17 protein-coding genes are annotated in these 21527 nt (G+C 33.6%); 4 read left to right on the top strand and 13 right to left on the bottom strand.

All coding sequences use genetic code 11. The features are described 5' to 3' along the window. Window positions 1-140: 140 nt before the first annotated feature. From MYRA21_RS12650 to MYRA21_RS12640, 3 genes are all read right to left on the bottom strand, one after another. Entirely contained in the window at window positions 141-719 is a 579-nt protein-coding gene (locus tag MYRA21_RS12650) for an NAD(P)H-dependent oxidoreductase (RefSeq protein ID WP_006260988.1), read from the bottom strand. Next, a complete protein-coding gene (locus MYRA21_RS12645; RefSeq protein ID WP_039329262.1) occupies window positions 719-1744 on the bottom strand; it encodes a saccharopine dehydrogenase NADP-binding domain-containing protein in 1026 nt (341 codons plus the stop codon). Before MYRA21_RS12645 ends, MYRA21_RS12650 begins: the two co-directional genes overlap by 1 nt. Window positions 1745-1805: 61 nt before the next feature. Further along, complete coding sequence (locus MYRA21_RS12640; protein ID WP_025125607.1) at window positions 1806-2390, bottom strand: Crp/Fnr family transcriptional regulator; 585 nt, start codon at window positions 2388-2390, stop codon at window positions 1806-1808. A 94-nt stretch (window positions 2391-2484) separates the two neighbouring features. On the opposite strand from MYRA21_RS12640, the gene MYRA21_RS12635 reads away from it, so the two are divergent. Further along, the gene (locus tag MYRA21_RS12635; RefSeq protein ID WP_039329261.1) at window positions 2485-3072 is read left to right on the top strand and encodes a thioredoxin family protein; all 588 of its coding nucleotides are present in this window, start codon (window positions 2485-2487) and stop codon (window positions 3070-3072) included. A 31-nt stretch (window positions 3073-3103) separates the two neighbouring features. Here MYRA21_RS12635 and MYRA21_RS12630 read toward each other — a convergent pair whose 3' ends face one another. Further along, the gene (locus MYRA21_RS12630) at window positions 3104-3724 is read right to left on the bottom strand and encodes a hypothetical protein (protein WP_039329259.1); all 621 of its coding nucleotides are present in this window, start codon (window positions 3722-3724) and stop codon (window positions 3104-3106) included. 226 nt (window positions 3725-3950) lie between these two features. Here MYRA21_RS12630 and MYRA21_RS12625 point away from each other — a divergent pair, with 226 nt between their 5' ends. Next, entirely contained in the window at window positions 3951-4727 is a 777-nt protein-coding gene (locus tag MYRA21_RS12625; RefSeq protein WP_039329257.1) for a hypothetical protein, read from the top strand. Between the two features lie 93 nt (window positions 4728-4820). Here the strand turns inward: MYRA21_RS12625 and MYRA21_RS12620 are convergent, their stop codons facing one another. The 8 genes from MYRA21_RS12620 to MYRA21_RS12585 all read right to left on the bottom strand — a co-directional run bounded on the left by MYRA21_RS12620 (window position 4821) and on the right by MYRA21_RS12585 (window position 16518). Then, window positions 4821-6023, bottom strand: a complete 1203-nt coding sequence (locus tag MYRA21_RS12620) for a hypothetical protein (protein WP_006265116.1) — start codon at window positions 6021-6023, stop codon at window positions 4821-4823. A gap of 9 nt (window positions 6024-6032) precedes the next feature. Next, window positions 6033-8393 (bottom strand): TonB-dependent receptor, encoded by a 2361-nt coding sequence (locus tag MYRA21_RS12615; RefSeq protein WP_006265115.1) that lies wholly within the window; start codon window positions 8391-8393, stop codon window positions 6033-6035. A gap of 278 nt (window positions 8394-8671) precedes the next feature. Then, window positions 8672-11542, bottom strand: coding sequence for a glycoside hydrolase family 3 N-terminal domain-containing protein (locus MYRA21_RS12610; protein WP_039329255.1), 2871 nt, complete (start codon window positions 11540-11542; stop codon window positions 8672-8674). An 85-nt stretch (window positions 11543-11627) separates the two neighbouring features. Next, the gene (locus tag MYRA21_RS12605) at window positions 11628-12113 is read right to left on the bottom strand and encodes a hypothetical protein (RefSeq protein ID WP_006260980.1); all 486 of its coding nucleotides are present in this window, start codon (window positions 12111-12113) and stop codon (window positions 11628-11630) included. Between the two features lie 3 nt (window positions 12114-12116). Beyond that, complete coding sequence (locus MYRA21_RS12600; RefSeq protein WP_006259199.1) at window positions 12117-12908, bottom strand: (Fe-S)-binding protein; 792 nt, start codon at window positions 12906-12908, stop codon at window positions 12117-12119. A 51-nt stretch (window positions 12909-12959) separates the two neighbouring features. Beyond that, the gene (locus tag MYRA21_RS12595) at window positions 12960-14285 is read right to left on the bottom strand and encodes a (Fe-S)-binding protein (protein ID WP_006259200.1); all 1326 of its coding nucleotides are present in this window, start codon (window positions 14283-14285) and stop codon (window positions 12960-12962) included. Window positions 14286-14350: 65 nt separating this feature from the next. Beyond that, the gene (locus tag MYRA21_RS12590) at window positions 14351-15316 is read right to left on the bottom strand and encodes an MlaD family protein (RefSeq protein WP_006259201.1); all 966 of its coding nucleotides are present in this window, start codon (window positions 15314-15316) and stop codon (window positions 14351-14353) included. Between the two features lie 56 nt (window positions 15317-15372). After that, window positions 15373-16518 (bottom strand): N-acetylmuramoyl-L-alanine amidase, encoded by a 1146-nt coding sequence (locus tag MYRA21_RS12585; protein ID WP_006259202.1) that lies wholly within the window; start codon window positions 16516-16518, stop codon window positions 15373-15375. A 121-nt stretch (window positions 16519-16639) separates the two neighbouring features. Here MYRA21_RS12585 and MYRA21_RS12580 point away from each other — a divergent pair, with 121 nt between their 5' ends. Both MYRA21_RS12580 and MYRA21_RS12575 read left to right on the top strand, forming a co-directional pair. Next, complete coding sequence (locus MYRA21_RS12580; protein WP_039329251.1) at window positions 16640-19339, top strand: putative LPS assembly protein LptD; 2700 nt, start codon at window positions 16640-16642, stop codon at window positions 19337-19339. Between the two features lie 60 nt (window positions 19340-19399). Further along, entirely contained in the window at window positions 19400-19780 is a 381-nt protein-coding gene (locus MYRA21_RS12575; protein WP_006259204.1) for a RidA family protein, read from the top strand. A gap of 75 nt (window positions 19781-19855) precedes the next feature. On the opposite strand, the gene MYRA21_RS12570 is transcribed toward MYRA21_RS12575, so the two are convergent. After that, window positions 19856-20911, bottom strand: a complete 1056-nt coding sequence (locus MYRA21_RS12570) for a linear amide C-N hydrolase (protein ID WP_006260977.1) — start codon at window positions 20909-20911, stop codon at window positions 19856-19858. Window positions 20912-21527 lie beyond the last annotated feature (616 nt).

Here is a 21527-nt window from a genome sequence, read left to right as displayed (position 1 = left end):
TTTTGACATTACAAAACTAATAGCGTTCTTATTCTTTATTCTTACTCTTATAGGAGATTTTATAGGACAAAGTACAGATTTATCTCTTCTCATCTTTATAGTTCTTATACTATCTATAAAAACAAAAATCAAGATTACTCTTACTTCAATTGTTTCCCTAGCTGCTCTGCTTTGGCAATCCACTTCACTCTCTGCTCTTCTTTAGAGTTTCTAACAATCCCAATATAAGTCACTTTTACGGGAGATACACCACAGAACTGTAGTGTTGACTTCTTTAATTGATTAACACTAGGTCTTCCATACATCAAGCGATAATACCATCCTGGCTGGTCTAGTGTAGTAATAATATGAGCTGTTTTGCCTTTCAGTAATTTGTCCCATAACAAACTATTCTCTCTATACTGATACATAATACCTGGTAGAAATATTCTATCGATAAACCCTTTTAATAAAGCGGGAAGTCCACCCCACCATACAGGATGTACCCATACAAGATGATCAGCCCATTTAATATCATCTATCGCCTTTACTAAATCTGGTTCTAGTTCCATGCGTTTCTGATAACCAAACTGCAAGTTCGCATTAAAGTTTATCTTCGCTACTGTGATTTCTCTCACTTCTGCTCCACTGTTCTTTGCCCCTTTTACATAAGCTTCTACTATCCCAAAATTTAAAGAATCCTTATTAGGATGTCCATTGATAACTATTATTCTCTTCATTATATCTCTTTTACTGTTATAGAGTCATATTGTTGTAGGCCTGTGAAAAGTGCTTTTTCTTCGTGAAGTTGATGTGCAAAATACTGTCCAGGTAGAACTTCATTACTAAATAATACCTCTGTATGTAATACGGCTGATAAAGCAGTCAATTCTGCCTGTCCTCTATCACTCTTTAATAAAATTCTCCTTACTTGCTGAGAGCCTTTAATAATGATTTCGAATACTGAGATATCTCCTGCTCCACTACCTCCAAATGTCTTTCTCCTTGCCTTTAAAGACATTCTTTTAAATACACCGAACTGCTGCATCCAACCTAATACACGAGTTACAAACTTAGAATTGTAAGTCATCTTCACACTTACGGTAGGTACAGCTTCTACTTGATTCAAAATATATAAATCAGGAGTATCAAAGTTGTAAACTTGCCTATTTCTCAACCCAAAAGAGAAACAATAAGATTCACTATCTAAAAAGTGTAAAACTTCCTTAGGTTGATTCTTTTGATACTGAACAAAAGGGGTTGCTACATGTTCTGCCATAAAATGAGCTGAACTTTCGCCTGCTTTATCTTTTATAGAGTAATACACCATCAGCTGTACACTCTCTATTTTTTCTGTAGCAGGTACAGCAGATTTGACTAATCCAGGAACAATCCCTCCCATCCAACCTGAGCCAAATACAATACGGCTATTAAACTTAGTATATTCTGTAGTAATCTGTAATGCCTTATGTAAAGCTGGTGTTGGTTTAGTGATATCCAAATAATCTATTCCATGCTCTATCGCAAAACGAAGTACATGATCCTTCTGGTCATTAACAGATAAAATAATTAAATCGATACTTCTAGATAGAATAACTTCTAATGAAGATGGGCTATTGACATCTATCTGTACTTCTTTCTGTAGATCTTTAGGAGCTCTAGTTCCTAAGATTATATTGTATTGAGGGTTTCGCTCTTTTAAGATACGAGCTATAGTACTCCCTACTAACCCCTTACCTCCTATGATTAAAACATTGTTCTGCATAATTGATTTGATTTACAGACAAAACTAATAACCTATAGAGGTCTAAATACTGGACAAATGTCTAAAAAGTAATCTCTTTTCTAATACGACTCAAATGTCTTTGGGTAATTCCTAAATAAGAAGCCAAATACTGTAACGGAATATACTGTACAAAATTAGGGTGATGTATCAATAGATTCTTATAGCGTTCAGAGGCAGTCTCTCGCTGAAACTGTATTACTCTGCGTTCTAATTCTAAATACTGTTGCTCAGCAATGATCTTTAAAAAAGTAGTCCACTGAGGTAATCTATCTACTAAGGCATCGAGATCTTTCTTCTGAATAGACCAAACTACCGCATTAACAATCGCCTGAATACTCTCTATACTCTTACCTCCAGTGATAAATGCAGAATAAGCTCCTATTAAATCATCTGGAAAACGAAAGCAGTAAGTCAATTCATCTCCTTTTTCGTTTGTATAAAAGGAGCGAAATACGCCTGATTCAATAAAGGCTATTTCTTCACAATAGTCATTTTCCTTTACGAGATAGTCATTCTTAGCGATATTGCGTTGTACAAATAAAGCAACAATATCACCTATCTCTTCTTCTGAGAATAGATTAAAACGTTGAAAAAATATATTGAGCATAACAGATACCATATTCATGGTAAATGTAATCCTATATATGCAATATCTTATTAATTTTTATTACATTTCGCAGAATTTCATTTAGAAACAACAATACATAAACCTAACAAATATGAAAAAATTAGTTTTATCATCTCTAGTACTAGCAACAGTATTAACATTAGTAAGCTGTAAACAAGAGGTTAAAACAGAACAAGTAGCAACAGATACAGAGGCAACTACCTCTGATAATACACCTACTACTGCAATAGATACAGCAGCTGCTAAACAAGCTATTGCCAAAGAAAAAGAGGCATTAGCAAAACCATATAATGAGGAAGAAGATGGTGATGCTAAAATAACAGAACTAATCGCAAAGGCTAAAGCTGAAGGCAAAAACGTTTTTGTACAAGCTGGTGGTAACTGGTGTATCTGGTGTCTTCGTTTTAATGATTTTGTACAAAAAAATCAAGATATAAAAACTGTAGTTGATGCGAACTATGTTTATTATCATTTAAATTATACAGCTAAACACAAAAATGCTAAAGCATTTGAAAAATATGCTCCTGAAGGACAAAAATTAGGTTATCCATTCTTCATCGTAATCAATGGAGAAGGAAAAACAACTAATGTAATTTCCTCTGGTGAATTAGAAGCAGATAAAAGCTATGACGTAGCTAAAGTAAAGCAGATGTTCATAGACAATGCTCCGAAGAAATAAAAGCAAAAGGCTGTCCAATGGACAGCCTTTATCATTTAATCTGTATAGTCTTTAGATTCGCAGATATAGGTATGGCTTTTACTTCTTGATTTACATATAAAAACAACATATCACTGGTCTTCCCTATAAGGATTCCTTCTATCACATCTCCTCCTATATACTCTATTTTAGTCGTTTCTTGTTGTAGTGTTTCAACATAAGTTCGCTTGCCATAATACTGTGCCATCAGTATAAGATACCAGATAAAAATAAAGATAAACACACCTCCTTTTATCTTTCTATACCAAGAATATTGTTCAAGATTAAATATTGATTTACTATAATTAGCAGGAAATTTCTCTTTCCAATATGCATCACCTTTAAACAATAGATAAGTAATAATCATTGTCATAATAGCAAAAGCTACTATTCTAAAGTCTGCAAAAGGAGCTATCAAAAAATCAAAAATAGAAGAGTAATCAAAAATATTAATACCAAAAGCATTGTACTTCTGATTATTAAACAACATCCCTATCCCTATAGCCAATAAATAAGCAAAAGTCAGTATAAGCTGTGCTGACTTCATTAATTTATTAACAAGCGTTTTTACTATATTTTCATCCATAAAAAGAGTTATAAGAATAACACAAAACAACTTCTCTGTTCCTATCAAATATATACTTTTTTGGCCTAGAATAAATGATAAAAAAACTTCTATTTAAATTCTTATTTATATCAAAATAATAGAAGTAATATATAGATGATATAGAAGCTAACTATAAAAGCTTACCTTTGGATAAATAGTTCATTCTATGCAAAGGTTTTAGTGTTTATAACCTATTGTTTCACTACATTTTCTATCCATGTTTGTTATTCGATCTCTTTTTATCTCTTTTCTAATGATCTTACTCTTGAATGGTTGTACAGATAAATTAAGCAATCAAGATTACACTGATTCTTCTATCCGATGGAAAGCCTATTTTACTATAAAAGGAATCAATGTTCCTGTTATTTTCACACTAGATAGCATTCCACTTAATATTCATGGTTACCGCACTGTCTTTACAGATGGTCCAATTACAAATCAAAAAGAATATACCAAAATAGCTCGTGATAGTTTTATCAACCCTTTAGATTACAGCGGTCATATCCATCTAAAAGGAATTATACAAAGCGATACGATTAAAGGAATATTTGAAGATAAGAAAGGTGAAAATACTTTAGTTACCATCCCTTTTATAGCCTATAAGACAGAAGAACCTCGCTTCTCTATTCCAACAACATATACAACTATTAATGTAACTGGTCAGTGGGAGTTTACCTTCTCAGAACAAGATTCTCCAATTAAATTTACAGAATACTATAAAATAGAGAACTTCCATTTATTCCAAAATGAAGGTACTCTAATCGCACGTACAACAAGAAATGAAGGTTTTGAAGGTGTAATGACTCAAGATGGCTTTATCTGTTCTTCTATGTCTAAAGATAGACCTACTCTTCTTCAAACTTCCCTAATCGATACTAATTACTTAGAAGGAACTATCCTTACACCCAATGAATCATTCACCTTCACTGCTAAGCGAAAAAGTAAACTCGAAAGCACCAAAGAAAACAGTACGACTCTGTTCAAGATGCTCCGAAACTTATTCAAAGCTTATGAAGAATATCCTAAATAAAAAAGCCACTCCCAAGGAAGTGGCTTCAAACCTAACCAAACTAATAGAAAGATATTCCTTCCTATAAAAAATCAAACTTATTATTCTAATTTATTAATCATAGAATTTATCGAAACGTGCAAATCCTGATATCTTATCAGGAAGTGTCATTCCCTTAGTAACCTTGTCTGTTTTTAGATCATAAATCCAAACATAGTTTCCTTCTTCTGCACTATTAATCGCTAAGTATACTTTCTTATCTTGAACAAAGAAACCTAGTTCATACGGTTCATCTAAAGGTAATTCTGTCAGCTGTCTTACAACTGATCTAGTCTCCAAATCTATAATAGCGTATTTTCCATTATAACTTCCTCCTTTAGCAGGGTCTCTATACCCAATAATCATTTTATTGTCTCCGATATAATTCATCGCTGTTTCAGGCTTTAATCCACCTAATACTTGCGTCAAATTAATTTCGTAAGATCTATCTATCACTCCCTCTGCTGTCTTAATTCTAAACAAATAAATATCATTACTTTCTGAATTCGTACGTGTAAAACAACTATAGTAGAAGCTGTCATTATCCTTTACAAAAGAAGTTTTAAAATAAGGAGAACCATTACTAGCTCCACTACTACGAGTGTCTGCTTCTGATTTGATTACTTTAAAGTCTGGATATGAAATAGAGGCTAAATTATAGAAATTAGGTGTCAACCATTTTGCATTTCTAAAACCGTACTGTAAATACAGCACTCCATCTATATAAGCTGCAGAACCTATTGAATAATGGTCATATCCTTGAGGGAAAGGCTCTAGACCAGACACTTCTCCTTGTTTTACTATTTTAAGATTTGTTGTATTAAAAACTGTATATCGGATGCGCTCTATATCACTTGTATCTCCAAAAAGAATCAAAGTGTTATCATCAGCCCATGTATAAGCACTCACGTCATTAATATAAGAGAAAGGCACTTCTATCTCTGTAACTAGCTTATCATTTGTATATTTAAACTTTTTAAATACTCCTTGATCTGTTTTATAGTTATAGATATACCCATTCTTAACGATATAAGAATACGTTCCTTTAGAGTTAATTTCATCACCTTCTCTATTCAGATCCATAACTCCTTGTGTCACATCATTGGTAGCTGTAATATAATGAACCGTATTAGGCCAACTTCCCAATGCTGATAATAAGAAATACTTATAATCTTTTTCTCCTTCAAAACCACCACTCTGAGATGGTTCTTTACTACATCCTATCACTGTAAAAAGCAATAAGATCATAGATAAGATTGTATATGATTTATTTTTCATCTGTAATGTCTATTTTAAAGAATATCTGAATTTGAAATAAAATGCTCTACCTTGTTTTTGAAGCTTAAAGTTGTCATAAGCAAGAGCATTTCCAATATTAGTACAATTCAAAGCAAAGTTATACTTCCCTTTTGCTATCGAATAATTGATTCCTACATCGTGTAATGTCTGGCGAGGAATCGTTGGAATATTCTTTTTATTTCCATAAGACTGCCAGTTTTTATAGAACCATTCTGTCATAGATACCCCATAAGTTAACTCAATACGAGAATCTTTTTGGAACCAATCATCTTGCCCTATACTCACATCTATATTACCATATAACCAAGGCTGATTTGGTACTTCTTTTTTATAGGTAGCAGACTCTACATTATCACTATTATTAGCGTATTTCGTATTGTCATAAGCATAGTTATAAGTAATATTCGCCATAATATTAAGGATATTCTTATACTGATAGTTAAATTCTCCTTCAACTCCTCTAGTGAAGATATTAGATAAGTTCTCGTATTTAAAAGTACTATTGAATAAATTAGGAACTGTATAAATATAATCCTTCGTATCTCTAATATAGCCAGCTGCATCAAAACGTACGAAGTGATCGTCAAAACGTTGGCTATAATACACCCCTAAGTTAAAGTTATTACTACTCTCAGGGCGTAGAGCTAAGTTACTAGTAATAGACACACCATCACCAAATATTTCTTCTGGTTCTAATAAACGGAATGACTTTTCAAAAGAAGCTTTTAAACCTAGTTCATTGGTAATTTTAAAAGTACTCGCTACACCATATCCCCAATCTCCTGATTGATTTTTAACAGGTACATCCTTACGTGTAGAAGAGTCAAAGACAGTCTTATCTAAATCAACTAAGTAATACTTTCCAAAAAACACATTAGTCCATCTCTTATCAAACCAATCTTGTTGATAGTTAATAGAGAAAATCTGTTTTGTCATTTTCGTAGGATAAGCATCTTCTCTCTTATCGTATAATAAATTATAAGATTGATTCTTCACATAATCTAACATATAATTAAAGTTAAACTTGTGAGAATCACTTAATCTATACTCTGTAGTTAATTGAGAGAATACACGATCTCTGTGTTGTCTACTTAAAGAAGGGTTAGAAAGTTCACTTCCTGCAGCAGGAACATAACTTCCGTCCCAACTGTATTTTCTCATTAAAGTATCCGTTCCTTTTTCTAGACTCTTAGAATACCCTAAATAATAATTGATATCAAAGCGATCGTTCAATAGATCTTTCTTCTTATATTTTAAAAAGTAATTATTCGCATCTCCTTCTCTCTTCACTCCTCCATACACAATCTCTTGATTAGATCCTGTCTGAATTTGTTTATCAAATAAAGAATGTGACACTCCTACGAATAACATATCTGCCCATGACTTATCCTCTATTCCCAACTCTGCCATTACAAATAAAGATTTGTAGCGATCATTGAAACGTTTTACATCTCTATACTCATACTTCTCAGCTTGGGGATTATAGATCTTCATATCACGCATCTTATAATCATTATCTGAGTAATTATAAGCACTATTCAGTCTCATGATAATTCCAGTACCCTTATCTTTTAATTGTCCATTTAAATTAACTTTATGGGTATTAAAAGATCCTGTCATATAACTTGCATCTAAATAATCTTTAGAACTACCATTCGTAATAATATCCACTGCACCTCCCATGGCATCAGTACTCAAATGAACAGGAACAACTCCTTTATATATCTCTACACGTTGAGCCATATTAATAGGAAGTGTATTCATATCCACTCCTTTACCTAACATCTCTAACGGAACTCCATCTACAAAAAACTTAACTGCTTTTCCGGACATCCCGTTTACAGAAAAATTATAATCAGACCCTACACCACCTTGTTGTCTAACTTTGATACCGCTACTTTTATTCAGTATTTGATTTAAATCATAAGTACTATTAGCTATCTTTTGCATATCCACAGCACTTACTGTAAAAGCTTGCTCTTTTAAAGCATCTACTTTACCTTTTACACTAACCACAACATCATCTAATACAGAAGGCTCATCTTGCATAGTAATACTCAATGATTTTGGGCTTGTATTAAATTGAACAGTTCTGCTCTCTTCAACCATACCTACGTAATTAAACAGTATTGTATGTTGTCCTGTTGTGTGCTGTAATTCAAACTTCCCATCTAGATCTGTCTGAACACCAATTGTACTTCCTTTAATAGAAACAGATACTCCTATAATGGGAGTTTTCTGTGAATCATAAACGATTCCTTTTACTTTACCTACAGTTCCTTGAGCATTTACTAAACAAGGTAACAGAAGTAGTAAAAAACAAAAAAATACTTCCTTAAACGGTCTCATTATTTAAATTAATTTTAAATAACAAAAGTATTGGTCATGTTAATAAAAACCAAAGAAATACAACTTTATTTTTAACGAGTCTAATTAGATTATTTGTATTAAATCATAATAATCATAATATCAACAAATTACCAAATAAAGACACCATCATTTCTATCTTAAGAACATAATGACATAATTATTCAACTTTCTCATAACAAACTAGATAACAACTAAGCACTAAATACAGTTCATAAAAAAAGCGTAGCCATCGCTACGCTTTTACGTCATATCTAAGTTTATTTTACTATCGACTCATAAATTACCTTCTGAATATCTTCTCTAATATTAGCCTTAGATAGATTATTCACATTACTATCAGGATAAGTTCTATTTGATAAAAATACAAATACTAAATCTTTATCAGGATCAGCCCAAGCCATTGTTCCAGTAAACCCTGTATGTCCAAAACTAGACATTGAAGCACATCCACATGTTGGACCAGGAGAACCTGGCTTTTGCGGTTTATCGAATCCTATTCCCCTTCTACTACCTTTACTACAATAAGCACACTCATTAAATGTATTAAAAGTATCTTCCGAGAAGAAACGATCTCCTCCGTATTCCCCTTTATTCAGATATAACTGCATCATTTTAGCTACATCTAACGCTGATCCAAACAACCCTGCATGTCCAGCAACTCCACCTTGCATAGCTGCTCCCATATCATGCACATATCCTTGTACAGTAGTGTAACGGTAATAATTATCTATTTCAGTAGGAGGAATTACATTCAAGTCAAATTTACGCAATGGTAAATAAGTTAAACGCCAAGCTCCCATCTTATTATAATACTCACTTTGCACTACTTGATCAAGTGTCTTGTGATATTTACTCTCCACAAATTCCTTCATCATAATAAACCCTAAATCACTATATTTATACTCCTTTTTAGATAATTTAGAATCTGCTATTTGTTGTAGGATTTCATTTGTATACCCTTTTTTAATATATAAATTCTCTGACACTTGAGTAGGATACTCTGGAGTGTAAAAGAAACTATATAAACTCGGATCAGGTCGATTATTCTCTGCTAGTGTACGTTTATAAAAAGGAATCCAAGCTGGTAAACCTGACTGATGTGTCAACAAATCTTTAAAGGTAATATCTTCTTTATCTGTATGTTTAAACATCGGTAACATCTGTCCTAGTTTAGTCTCCATTCTCACTTTATGATCATCATACATCTTTACCAATACTGGCAACGTTCCTAAGATCTTAGTTAAAGAAGCTAAATCATATAAGTCTGTATTTAAGACCTTTGTACTACCATCATAATTATGATATCCAAAAGCTTTTTGGTATACTACTTTGCCATGACGAGCCACTACTACCTGAATACCTGGTGTATATTGTTTATCTATTGCTCCTTGAGCAATGACATCAATTCCATTTAACACATCAGGATCCATCCCTTCATTTGCTGCAGTAGAAAAACCTAAGCGATCAATAGCTTTCGTTTTAAGTCCTGTACCAACAGTGAAAGAACCACTGATAGAAACTGGTAACTTTCCTTTAGCTCCTATAGCCCCAAATAATACTTGAGCGGCAGCTTGCTGAGCAAATTTATTATTCTGATACCCTACTAACACAGTATTTACTTTATCTAAAGGCATTGACTCAAGCGCATACGGTTTAGCAAAAGATACTAACACAGTATTCTTTCTAGCGGCTAAATTACGTAAAGTAGCCTTCTCTGTGTCTGACATATCGTGCTTACGCCATGGATTATCAACCTTGTGATATCCTACAATAATAGTTGTAAACGCAGAAAGATCTTCTAAGCTATCTCCTGTAATTTCTGTTACATCATCATAATTTTGTAACATACTTAAGAAGTGACTACCATCATCATCTCCTAACTTTACATAAGCTATCTTTTGTTTTTCTAAATGTTTAAAAGGAACTAACCTATCTTCATTCTTCGTTAAAGTCATTGCTTCTTCGTACAACTTCTGATTTAAATCATCGTAAACTGGAGCATTCAAATCCTTAACTAAGCTACCTGTTTCAATAGCAGAGAACTTCGTCATACCTGACTTGTACTTATATGCCAAAACCTTCTTTACTGAATGAGAAAGGCGTTCTTCTGATATTTCTCCTGCATTATAAGCAGCTAATATATTCGTTAACGCAGTAGGTACATCTTCAGAGAAAAGTAATAAGTCATTTCCTGCTTTAAAAGCGGCTAAATCTACTTCTCCGGGTTTTAAAAAACTTGTTGCAGCTTTCATATTTAAAGCATCAGTAAAGATCAGTCCTTCAAAACCTAACTCCTCTTTCAACAACTTCGTTACAATATTATGAGATAACGAAGTAGGAATATCATTAGGTTCATAAGCGGGTAGATTTAAGTGACCTATCATCACACTAGATAGCCCTTCTTCAAATAACTTTTTATACGGATAAAATTCAACTCTATTTAAGCGCCCTTTATCAAAGTCTATTACAGGCAATTTGTGATGTGAATCTGTAGAAGTATCACCGTGTCCTGGAAAGTGTTTTCCTGTTGCGAAAATATCTTGACTCTGATATCCCTGCATAAAGGCACTAGCGCGATCTGTTACTATCTCTCTCGTCTCCCCAAAAGAACGCACTCCGATAATAGGATTCTTTGGATTAATATTAATATCTAATACAGGCCCAAAGTTAAACTGCATACCTAAGCGTTTGGTTTGTTTAGCCATCGCTTCTCCCACTTGATAAATCAAGTCCATATCTTGAACAGCACCCAATGTCATATTATAAGGGAAACGATAAGTATCTTCTAAACGCATACTCAGTCCCCACTCTCCATCTATACCCACTAACATAGGTACCCTACTTAAAGTCTGTAAACGATTAGTCATTTCTGCTTGACGAACAGGTCCACCTTGAAAGAAAATTAACCCTCCAATATGCTGTTCTTGCACAAGTTTCTCTAAACTCTGTACATGAGCCTCATTTTTATTAGAGTAAGCTGCAACCATAAACAGCTGTCCTATTCGCTCCTCTAAATTCAACGTATTATATACACTATCTACCCATTGTTTCTGTCTAGCTTGATTAAACTTAACCTGTCCAAACGCACTAGAAGCCACAAGAAGTAGTACAACAGTCAATCTTTTCATTAGTTTTTATTTTAGGTCAAAAAAAAATCACCATCAAAAGTCTATTTGATGGTGATTTTGATATCGTAAATATAAATATTAGAATCTATTTAAAAAAACGTGAATGCCAACTTTCAGATGCTGGAACTTCCCAAAATTCTCTAAACTCTCCTAAATCATTCACTAAATTATTGAATACAATCGTATTAGCTGATACAGACTTAGACTTTACTAAATCTTTAAATTCTAATAAAGTTTTAAAAGCAATGAATTCTCCGGTTTTATAAGTAACATTCATCTTATCTAGTAAGTCCACATTATACTTTTGTTCAATATCTTGAATCACACGAACTGAAGCATCTATTGAACATCCTGAAGCAGGGTGTATATCTTGATCCACTGCTAGCACTATAAATCTATTGTAAAAAATCTTATAAGAAGATGCTAATGGTGTAGCATGGGCAGCCCATTCTTCTGTAAAAGCTGCTAACTCCTTATCTATATCTTGAACCTCTTCATCTGAGAACTTACGATTAGATTGGTAAATCCAAACTCTCGAATGATCAGGCATTTCTTCAAATGGTTTAAACATATTTTATAAATCTTCTGCGTTTGCAATTAACTCAGCTACATCTAACACTTTTACTGAGCTTTCTTTTTCTTTAAACTTAACCCCATCTGTAAGCATTGTGTTACAGAAAGGACATCCAGCAGCGATAATCTCTGCATTAGTTCCTATAGCCTCCTCTGTACGCTCTACGTGTACTTCTTTATCACCGTGTTCTGGTTCTTTAAAAAGTTGAGCACCTCCAGCACCACAGCAGAAACCATTTTGTCTAGAACGCTTCATTTCTACTAACTCTGCATCTAATTTTTCAATCAATTGACGCGGAGCTTCATAAACTTGATTAGCACGTCCTAAATAACATGGATCGTGGAAAGTAATTCTCTTTCCTTTAAATTGCCCACCTTCTATAGTCAATCTTCCATCATCTAAAAGTGATTTCAAAAATTGAGTATGGTGTACAACTTCATATTTACCCCCCAAATCAGGGTACTCATTCTTAAGTGTATTAAAGCAGTGAGGACAAGCAGTTACGATTTTTTTAATTTCATATCCATCTAATACTTGGATATTCATCATTGCTTGCATTTGGAATGCAAATTCATTCCCCGCTCTCTTTGCTGGATCCCCAGTACAACCTTCTTCTGTACCAAGTACAGCAAATGATACGTTTGCTTTATTTAATATCTTTACGAATGCTTTTGTAATCTTTTTTGCTCTATCGTCAAAACTTCCTGAACAACCTACCCAGAATAACACTTCTGGTTGTTCTCCTTTTGCCATCATTTCCGCCATGGTAGGCACTACTAAATTTGCTGACATAATCTTGTGTTTATTGAGATAATCCTAAAAAAGGATTATGATAGTTAATGTTTAGTTTTCGTCTTTCCAGTTTAATCTGTCCATTTGGCTATATTGCCAAGGAGCAGCATTATTCTCAACATTTTGCATCATGTTGTTTAACTCTACAGGAGCGGCACTTTGTTCCATCACTAAGAAACGACGCATATCCATAATAATAGAAAGTGGACTAATGTCTATAGGACATTCTTCAACACATGCATTACATGTATTACAAGCCCACAATTCTTCTGGTGTAATATAGTCATTTAATAATGTCTTACCATCATCAACAAACTGACCATTATTCGCATCTAATATCTTACTTACATCCTCTAAACGATCACGAGTAGACATCATTATCTTACGCGGAGATAGTTTTTTACCTGTTATATTCTGAGGACAAGAAGATGTACAACGACCACACTCAGTACAAGAATAAGCATTTAATAACTGTACCCAATTTAAATCCATTACATCTTGAGCACCAAATTTCTCTGGTTCTCCTACAGGTTCTGCTGGTGCAGCGTATGGGTCTGCATTAGGATCCATCATTAAAGAAACTTCTTTCTTAACAGACTCTAAGTTATTAAACTCTCCTTGAGGTTGTAAATTAGCATAATATGTATTTGGGAATGCTAAGAAGATGTGTAAGTGTTTTGAATAATATAAATAATTCATGAACAACATCACCCCTACTATGTGTCCCCACCAACAAAAACGCTCAATGAATGCAACTGTTGCAGGATTAACTCCGTCAAATATAGGGCTGATAAAACTAGAAATAGGAAATGATCCTACTGCTGTATAATGTGTATAACCAATACTCTGAAGATAATAATCTGCAGCATTCATGATTAAAAAGAAACACATCAACACTGTCTCAATGTAGATAATATTATTCGCATCGCGCTTAGCCCAACCTTCCATTTCTGGTTGATTAAAACGTCTAAGTTTAATTATATTTCTACGAATCCAGAATACAACAACTCCAAAGATAACTAAGAAAGCTAGTACTTCAAAAATTCCAATTAATGCATCATAGCCTACACCTAAGAAGCTAAACACTCGATGTGTACCAAACAAACCATCAACGATGATTTCTAACATCTCAATATTAATAATCACAAAACCTACATATACAAAAATATGTAAGATAGCTGGGATAGGTCTTTTCACCATCTTAGACTGTCCTAAAGCTACGCGGATCATGTTTTTCCAACGAGCTGAAGGATTATCTGTTCGATCGATATCTCTTCCTATTTTGATGTTGCGGATTAGCTTCTTTATATTTTTGATAAAGAATCCAAACCCAACAACTAAAAGAAGTAAAAATAATACTTGGCCTAAATACTCCATAGTCGTAATAATTGTTTTCAGTAATTGTTAGTTTTTCTTGTTAGTTGGTTTAGCTGTTTAGTTTATTATTCCTTAACCTCTGCAGTTTTCTCTTCTTCTGTTGCTTGATAAGGTGTCGCTTTCTTACCAAATAAAGAGAAATGTACATAACGTTTTGGATGTTCTTTTAAGTCGCGTAGTAAAGCTTCTAATTCTTTACTTGCTCCTTCTAAGTTACTATATAATTGTTCGTCTTTCAATAATTTACCAACTGATCCCTTACCGCCTTGGATATCTCCCATGATTTTATCCATACTTGCAGTAGCGTTATCTAAGTTAGTAAAAGTAGATTTGATATCCAAAGCCTTTAAATCTGTAGAAATAGAAGCAAAGTTGCTACTCATCGTGTTTAAGTTAGTCAACGTACCGTCTAACTTAGGCTGAGTCGCTGCAACCATCTGATTAGTAGCTGCCATTAACTTATTAGCACCTGCTAAAGTACCATCTAATTGAGTCATTGCGCTTTTTAAACTCTGCTGTGTATTCTCATCCATTATATTATTAACAGAAGCTAACATTGTATTTAAATTGGCTAAAGCCTCTTCTACTTTTAACTGTAAAGGTTCAATTTGTTTTGTCAACTTCTCAGTCATATCTAAAACTACCTCTCCTTTAAGCGTTTGTCCAGACTCAGCGAAATTTGTATCTCCAAATAAAGGATCTATCATAATTCCTTTACCTCCTAATAATCCAGGAGAGTAAATCTTAGCTACACTATTCTTAGATATATTTATTTTTTGAGTCATCAATAACTCAACTTTTAATTTTCCTGAAGTATTATCTAAATCGATCTTAGATACTTTCCCTACGACTAAACCATTAATGGTAACCGTTGAAGAAGTAGTCAATCCTTCTACATTATCGTATTCTACATAAAATCTAGTACTGTTATCAAATATGTTTCTCCCTTTTAAAAATGAGTAACCCCAAATGAACAAAGCAATAGCTCCTAATACTAAAATCGCTGTTTTAATTTCTCTTGATATTTTCAAAACTTTTCATTTTTATAACACGCAAAAATAAACTTTTATTTCTAAAGCGCTTGATATTATTTTAATGCTTCCTCTACTGTAATCACTTTACCATCCTTGAATGCTACAATAAATGCAGAACTGTGTCCTTTATCCTTTGCTACTTTCTGATTTTGTTTCGCTGTCTCATAGTCACTTGTCTCCCCGTAATAATATTTACTAAGATTTCCCACGCGCATTGTCGTCACTCCTCTTAGTCCTTTAAAATTCTCAGGTTTTAAAGCTAACACTTTTGATCCTGCTGCAATTTGCACTTTAAAAACAACTTTTTTAGTGTTTGAACTACTTTCTTTTCGAGAATTAGTAGTTGTCTCGTTAGTTGTAGTCTTTCTACTATTATCAACTTTAGCCGTTGCTTTATCATTAGAATCTGCTAATACTAGAGTTTTACTACCTCCATAATAAGCTGCTTTATAATCAATAATCCCTTGTGCTATAGAACGAGCTAATTCTTTCTGTCCTTTACTTGAAGTCAAATAATTCCCTTCTGCTGTATTAGAAACAAACCCTAACTCTATCAATATACTAGGCATAAAAGCCCCGTGTAATACCCAGAACGGACCTTGTTTTACTCCTCTATTCTTTCTCTTCAGATCATTTGTAAAACCATCCTGTACTCTACTTGCTAAGTCAATACTCTGATGAATATAATCTTCTTGTAATAGCGTTAATCCTATAATAGATTCAGGCGATGACGGGTCAAAGCCTGCATACTTAGTCTTATAATCATCCTCCATCATAATCACGGAGTTCTCCGTCTTAGCTACATCTAGGTTAGATTTATTCTTACTAAGCCCCATTACATAAGTCTCAGTACCAGAAGCAGATTCACTATTAACACCATTACAGTGAATAGATACAAATACATTTCCATTGTTATCATTAGCTAATACAGATCTCTCCTTTACTGGAACGAACACATCTGTCTTACGAGTATAGAACACTTCTATATCAGATTGTTTTTCTAATATCTTACCTACCTCTAAAGCTACTGCTAATACAATATCCTTTTCTACATTCTTCTTATGGTTAGTACCAGTATCTTTTCCTCCATGTCCAGGATCTAATACAACTTTAAATTTTTTCCCATTCTGTGCTTGTATAGAGAAACTCAGGAAAAGAATAGCTAGTAAGGCAAACAGTTTAGAACGACTGTAATTCATATAAATGATATTTATAACGTTTTATAATTTAAATAAAAATACATTTTCAAAAAAAATATATGTAAGTTTGACACGTTAAAAACAACGCGCTTAATTTTACAAAAATAGCATATATATAGGTTTGCGAACAAATATTTTTAATATCGTTTTCATTTTATTGGTTTTTGGAGCAACTTTAACACAAAAAGGGATTGCACAAGACAACAATAAGAAATTTACAGCTGTAAATACTACACTAAAAAGAGATTCTATAGTTACCTCCTCAGACACTATAGACAAACTTGCTGTACCCTCTATCCAGGATACACTTAAAAAACAAAAAGACACCATAGTTCCTGCTAATAAACCTCTTCTCGAAGAGATGGTTTATAGAAAAGCAAAAGACTACGAAGCTCTAAACTTAGCAAAAAAAGAAATTACGTTATATAATGAAGCTGAAATACGCTATCAAGATTATGAACTAACTGCAGGTAAAATCATTTTCAATTATGAAAAAAACGAAATCTATGCAGGAGGTATTAAAGATAGTGTTGGTAATATGTCGCAATATCCTGTTTTTAAACAAGGGTCACAGATCGTAGAGCCAGATTCTATCCGCTTCAATACAAAAACTAAAAAAGCATTAGTCTTTAAATCTCGTACTTCACAAGGTGAATTTAGAATTAAAGCAGAAGTGAGTAAAAAGGAGAATGACTCTGTTTACTTCATGAAAGATGTAATCTTTACTACTGCTAAAGATTTAGATGATCCAGAATACTACTTCCGTACCAATAAGGTTAAGTTAGTACCTGGCAAAAAAGTAGTTACAGGAGTTACCAATATGGTGATTGCTGATGTACCTACACCACTAGGGTTGCCTTTCGCCTTTTTCCCGATGTCAGAAAAAGCCGAATCAGGATTTATCATACCAAGCTTTGGTGATACCAATCAACAAGGATACTATATTCAGAATGGTGGTTATTACTTTGCGATAAGTGATAAAATGGATTTAAACGTATTAGGGGATTATTATACCAATGGTAGCTGGGGATTGAGACTTAACAGTTCTTATGCTCAACGTTATAAATATAACGGACGTGTTTTAATCCGTTATGAAAACAATATCTTCTCTGAAAAAGGACTTCCAGATTACGCATCTAGTAAGCTATATAATATTCAGTGGAATCACAGTCAAGATGGTAAAGCTAATCCTAACTCGCGATTCTCTGCGTCTGTTAACTTAGGTAGTAGCCAGTACTTCAGACAATCAAACAATACCTATAACGTAGGAGCTTCTATGAATAACACCATGAGCTCATCTGTTAGTTACCAACGTACTTTCGAAAGTGTACCACAAGTGAATATGTCACTTACTGCTACTCACTCTCAATCAACAAATACGAAGGAGATTAACATGACTCTTCCTACATTACAAGTAAACGTAGATCGTGTATTCCCTTTTGCACCAAAATACGGTTCTAAAAAAGGTATTATTAAAAACTTAAACTTCTCGTATTCTGTACGTGGAGAAAACCGTGTAAAAACACACGAAGATTATTTCTTTAAAAGAGAAATGTTCGACAGTTTAAACACAGCATTCCAACACAGTATTCCGATTGCAACAAACTTTAAAATATTCAAGCACTTCTCTGTAACGGCAGGTGCTTCATATAATGAAGTTTGGTACTTCAATACCATAGAGAAAAAATACAACGCACAAACTAATAAAGTTGATGACATTAGAGTAAATGGATTCGACAGCTTTAGAACATATAATGCTAATGCTAGTATTGGGACAACTATTTATGGTACATTCAACTTTGGAGAAGACAAACGAATCCAAGCTATACGTCACGTAATGCGTCCAAGCATTGGGTATTCTTATACACCTAGTTTTGAACAGTACTATGACACCTATGCCATAGATGCTACAGGACAGACCTTCCAAGATTATACTCGCTTCCAAAACGGTATTTTTGGAGCCCCTGGTAGATATAACTCCAATATGATGAACTTTAACTTAAGTAACACTTTTGAAGCTAAAGTTAGAGATGATGATAATGAGAAAGGTGAACCGAGAAAAGTAATGCTTCTAAATAGCTTAAACTTCTCTACGAGTTATAATATGTCTGCTGATTCACTTAAGTGGTCTCCTGTACGTGTAAGTGCTGGTACAGCTCTATTTAAAGATAAAATGCAAATTAACTTTGGAGCAACACTTGACCCTTATGCTTTAGACAATAACAATAGACGTATAGATACTTACAACATTAACAACGGAGGAAGTTTATTCCGTCTGACAAGTGCTAATATGACTGTAAACTGGTCTCTATCTAGTAAAGATGCCATGTTCGGTAATGCTGAAGACAAAAAGAATCAAAACTCTTTAGACAATGGTGGACGTGCTGATGATTTATTTGGTAGAGCTGTAGAGTTAGGTAATCAAAAAAGAAGTACACTGAGTGACGATGATGAAGACAAACCTTTTGGTGGTTTCTTTAATGCTAAACTACCTTGGGATTTAACCTTTGCCTACTCCATGACTTATAACAACTCATCGAGACAGAACGAGATAGTCAATAACTCCGTCATGGTATCTGGAAATGTAGATGTCACACCTAATTGGAAAGTAGGTTTCTCTACAGGTTATGACTTTGTTCAGAAAGGAGTTACCTTTACTCAATTAAGATTTGAACGTGATTTGAAGAGTTGGAGAATGGACTTCTCTTGGGTACCTATCGGAACCTATACAAGTTGGGGATTCTTTATTGGTATACGCTCATCAATGTTAAGCGATATCAAATGGGAAAAACGTAAAGCTCCAGACAAAATATACAGATAAAAATAATTCAGAAAGAGGAGGCGTATTTTTACTCCTCCTCTTTTTTTAAAACTATACTTTATGAAGAAAATTATCAATTCAGACAAGGCACCTGCCCCTATCGGACCATACAATCACTCAGTAATGACTGGTGATCTATTATTCATCTCAGGTCAAATTCCTTTTAATCAAGCAACAGAAACGCTTGTAACAACAGGTATTGAAGACGAAGCAAAACAAGTAATGGCTAATCTACAAGCGATACTAGAAGCAGCAAATATGACATTCGAAAACGTTGTTAAAGCAACTATTTTCTTAACAGACATGAATGACTTCGCTAAAGTAAATGAAATATACGGAAGCTTCTTTACAGCTGCTACAGCGCCTGCCAGAGAATGTATGCAGGTAGTAAAATTACCTAGAAATGTAAATGTAGAAATATCTATGATAGCTTCTAAATAAGTAGAAAGCACAGTATTAAAAAGGGGTGATTATTAATTAATAATCACCCCTTTTTAATACTCTTATTTTTTACTTCTAGATTCCCATAAATTGAAAAGCTTTTGCTTTCTCTAATTTATTATTAACTAAACCTGCATATTGTTGTTTTTTAGAAACATCTAACTTTCTAACGCCTGACTTATCACTAAAGTCAATTGATTTTAAATCTAGCCACATTGGAGTTAACGCAATTGGATCCTCATAATAGTATACTAAGTTCTTTTGATCAGACACTGTTCTCCACTTAGTAGAAGACAAGTTTGGTTCTCCATCTATATGCACTCCATATGGAACAGAAACATTTCTAATAATACTAAAAGCTGCTCCTATAGATACTTTTTCATCATCACTTTGTTCTACTGCTTTTGCATAATATGAAGCACGTGCAAAACGATCTTCAGATCTACCTGTACCAGGTAACACTTTATTACCAGGCAAATAGTTCCAATAATCTCTAATAGCTAACTGCTTATCATATGTAGGTGAATTCGCTACCACAGTATAAGAAGGATCGTGATAAATTTTTAACTTTCCATCAATAAACTCAAAAATAGCATTATCTCCTTTTGCATCAGATATTGTTAAATGTACAGTTGCCAATGAAGTACGTCCTGGTGTATTAGCCGTAACTACAATCAAAGGGTTCTTCTGTAAGTCAGTTACAGCTTCATTTACATCTGCATAATTATCTAACACATACTGAGCCCATGCTGCCAAGCTAATTCCTTTGTCCTTCCCATCAGGGTTGTACTCTGGATATTGAGATTCTACTAACCAAAGAATATTAGCCACCAACCCTTTTTCATTCATTCCATCGGTAGTTGCAATATCAAATGCAGAAGTTATAACACTTCCGTACTTAGACTTCCATTTTATTGAAGCCTGCCCTACTTCTCCATTGCGCTCCATCCCTCTTGGAAACACCCATATATTAGGCATAATCTCTTCTTTCCAGTCCATCGAACGCGCTGTGATAACAGTATTATTTGGCCCTTTATAAACAACTCTTGTACATGCATCAGCTTCAGTCAATCCAAAGATAAATGCTCCCAAAACAAAAGCTCCTGTAAACACTCTTTTTATTCTTTTCATAATAAACATAGTTAAGTTCCTACTAAATTAGCTATTTAATTAATCACTCAAAAGCAATTAAACAAAATATAACATCTTTTATCTTCCTTCTTAAATAAATTACTATTTTTAAAATAAACGATTTTTACTTTAAAAATATACTAGGTTGTTCCAAACACCATGCCTATTTATTTTTAGGTGTTCTTTTTAATCTAATACAGACGAGAGTATTCTAATCTTATTGAAATCAATCTTTAGCGAATCTTAGATTCAACCAACAAACGTAACAGTAATTAATATTTTTAAATTAAAACATAAATTACAACTTCGATATTTATGAATAATCAGAACGTTCAGCTTGCACTTTCTAGGGGATTACTAGGGGTTTTCTAGGGCTTTCCTTGCCCAGAAGGTGTCTTTCTCGAAGAAATGTGCAAGAAACCCGCAAGCAAACCCCTAGCAAGTCAATACAAAACTATCTTTAGCATCTCAAGTAATATTGAGAAGAAATGGAGTTCTTGCTAACAACTCTGTAAATGAGCTATTTAAATATTTTTCCCATTTGTAATTGCTAAAAACTAATTGTCACACGTACGCAAGTTTTTACCTACAAAAAAAGGCACATAATACCTATGCG

It is taken from the genome of Myroides sp. A21 (assembly GCF_000807225.1).
Lineage (GTDB): Bacteria > Bacteroidota > Bacteroidia > Flavobacteriales > Flavobacteriaceae > Flavobacterium > Flavobacterium odoratimimum.
Note: the sequence above shows the minus strand (reverse complement) of the source record. Positions and strands in the feature narration are given on the sequence as shown.

Coding starts and splice junctions, on each gene's coding strand:
- MYRA21_RS12635 (WP_039329261.1), top strand. CDS start 2,485: ATGAAAAAATTAGTTTTATCATCTCTAGTACTAGCAACAGTATTAACA.
- MYRA21_RS12600 (WP_006259199.1), bottom strand. CDS start 12,908: ATGTCAGCAAATTTAGTAGTGCCTACCATGGCGGAAATGATGGCAAAA.
- MYRA21_RS12650 (WP_006260988.1), bottom strand. CDS start 719: ATGAAGAGAATAATAGTTATCAATGGACATCCTAATAAGGATTCTTTA.
- MYRA21_RS12570 (WP_006260977.1), bottom strand. CDS start 20,911: ATGAAAAGAATAAAAAGAGTGTTTACAGGAGCTTTTGTTTTGGGAGCA.
- MYRA21_RS12625 (WP_039329257.1), top strand. CDS start 3,951: ATGATCTTACTCTTGAATGGTTGTACAGATAAATTAAGCAATCAAGAT.
- MYRA21_RS12575 (WP_006259204.1), top strand. CDS start 19,400: ATGAAGAAAATTATCAATTCAGACAAGGCACCTGCCCCTATCGGACCA.
- MYRA21_RS12605 (WP_006260980.1), bottom strand. CDS start 12,113: ATGTTTAAACCATTTGAAGAAATGCCTGATCATTCGAGAGTTTGGATT.
- MYRA21_RS12615 (WP_006265115.1), bottom strand. CDS start 8,393: ATGAGACCGTTTAAGGAAGTATTTTTTTGTTTTTTACTACTTCTGTTA.
- MYRA21_RS12585 (WP_006259202.1), bottom strand. CDS start 16,518: ATGAATTACAGTCGTTCTAAACTGTTTGCCTTACTAGCTATTCTTTTC.
- MYRA21_RS12640 (WP_025125607.1), bottom strand. CDS start 2,390: ATGAATATGGTATCTGTTATGCTCAATATATTTTTTCAACGTTTTAAT.
- MYRA21_RS12620 (WP_006265116.1), bottom strand. CDS start 6,023: ATGAAAAATAAATCATATACAATCTTATCTATGATCTTATTGCTTTTT.
- MYRA21_RS12610 (WP_039329255.1), bottom strand. CDS start 11,542: ATGAAAAGATTGACTGTTGTACTACTTCTTGTGGCTTCTAGTGCGTTT.
- MYRA21_RS12645 (WP_039329262.1), bottom strand. CDS start 1,744: ATGCAGAACAATGTTTTAATCATAGGAGGTAAGGGGTTAGTAGGGAGT.
- MYRA21_RS12595 (WP_006259200.1), bottom strand. CDS start 14,285: ATGGAGTATTTAGGCCAAGTATTATTTTTACTTCTTTTAGTTGTTGGG.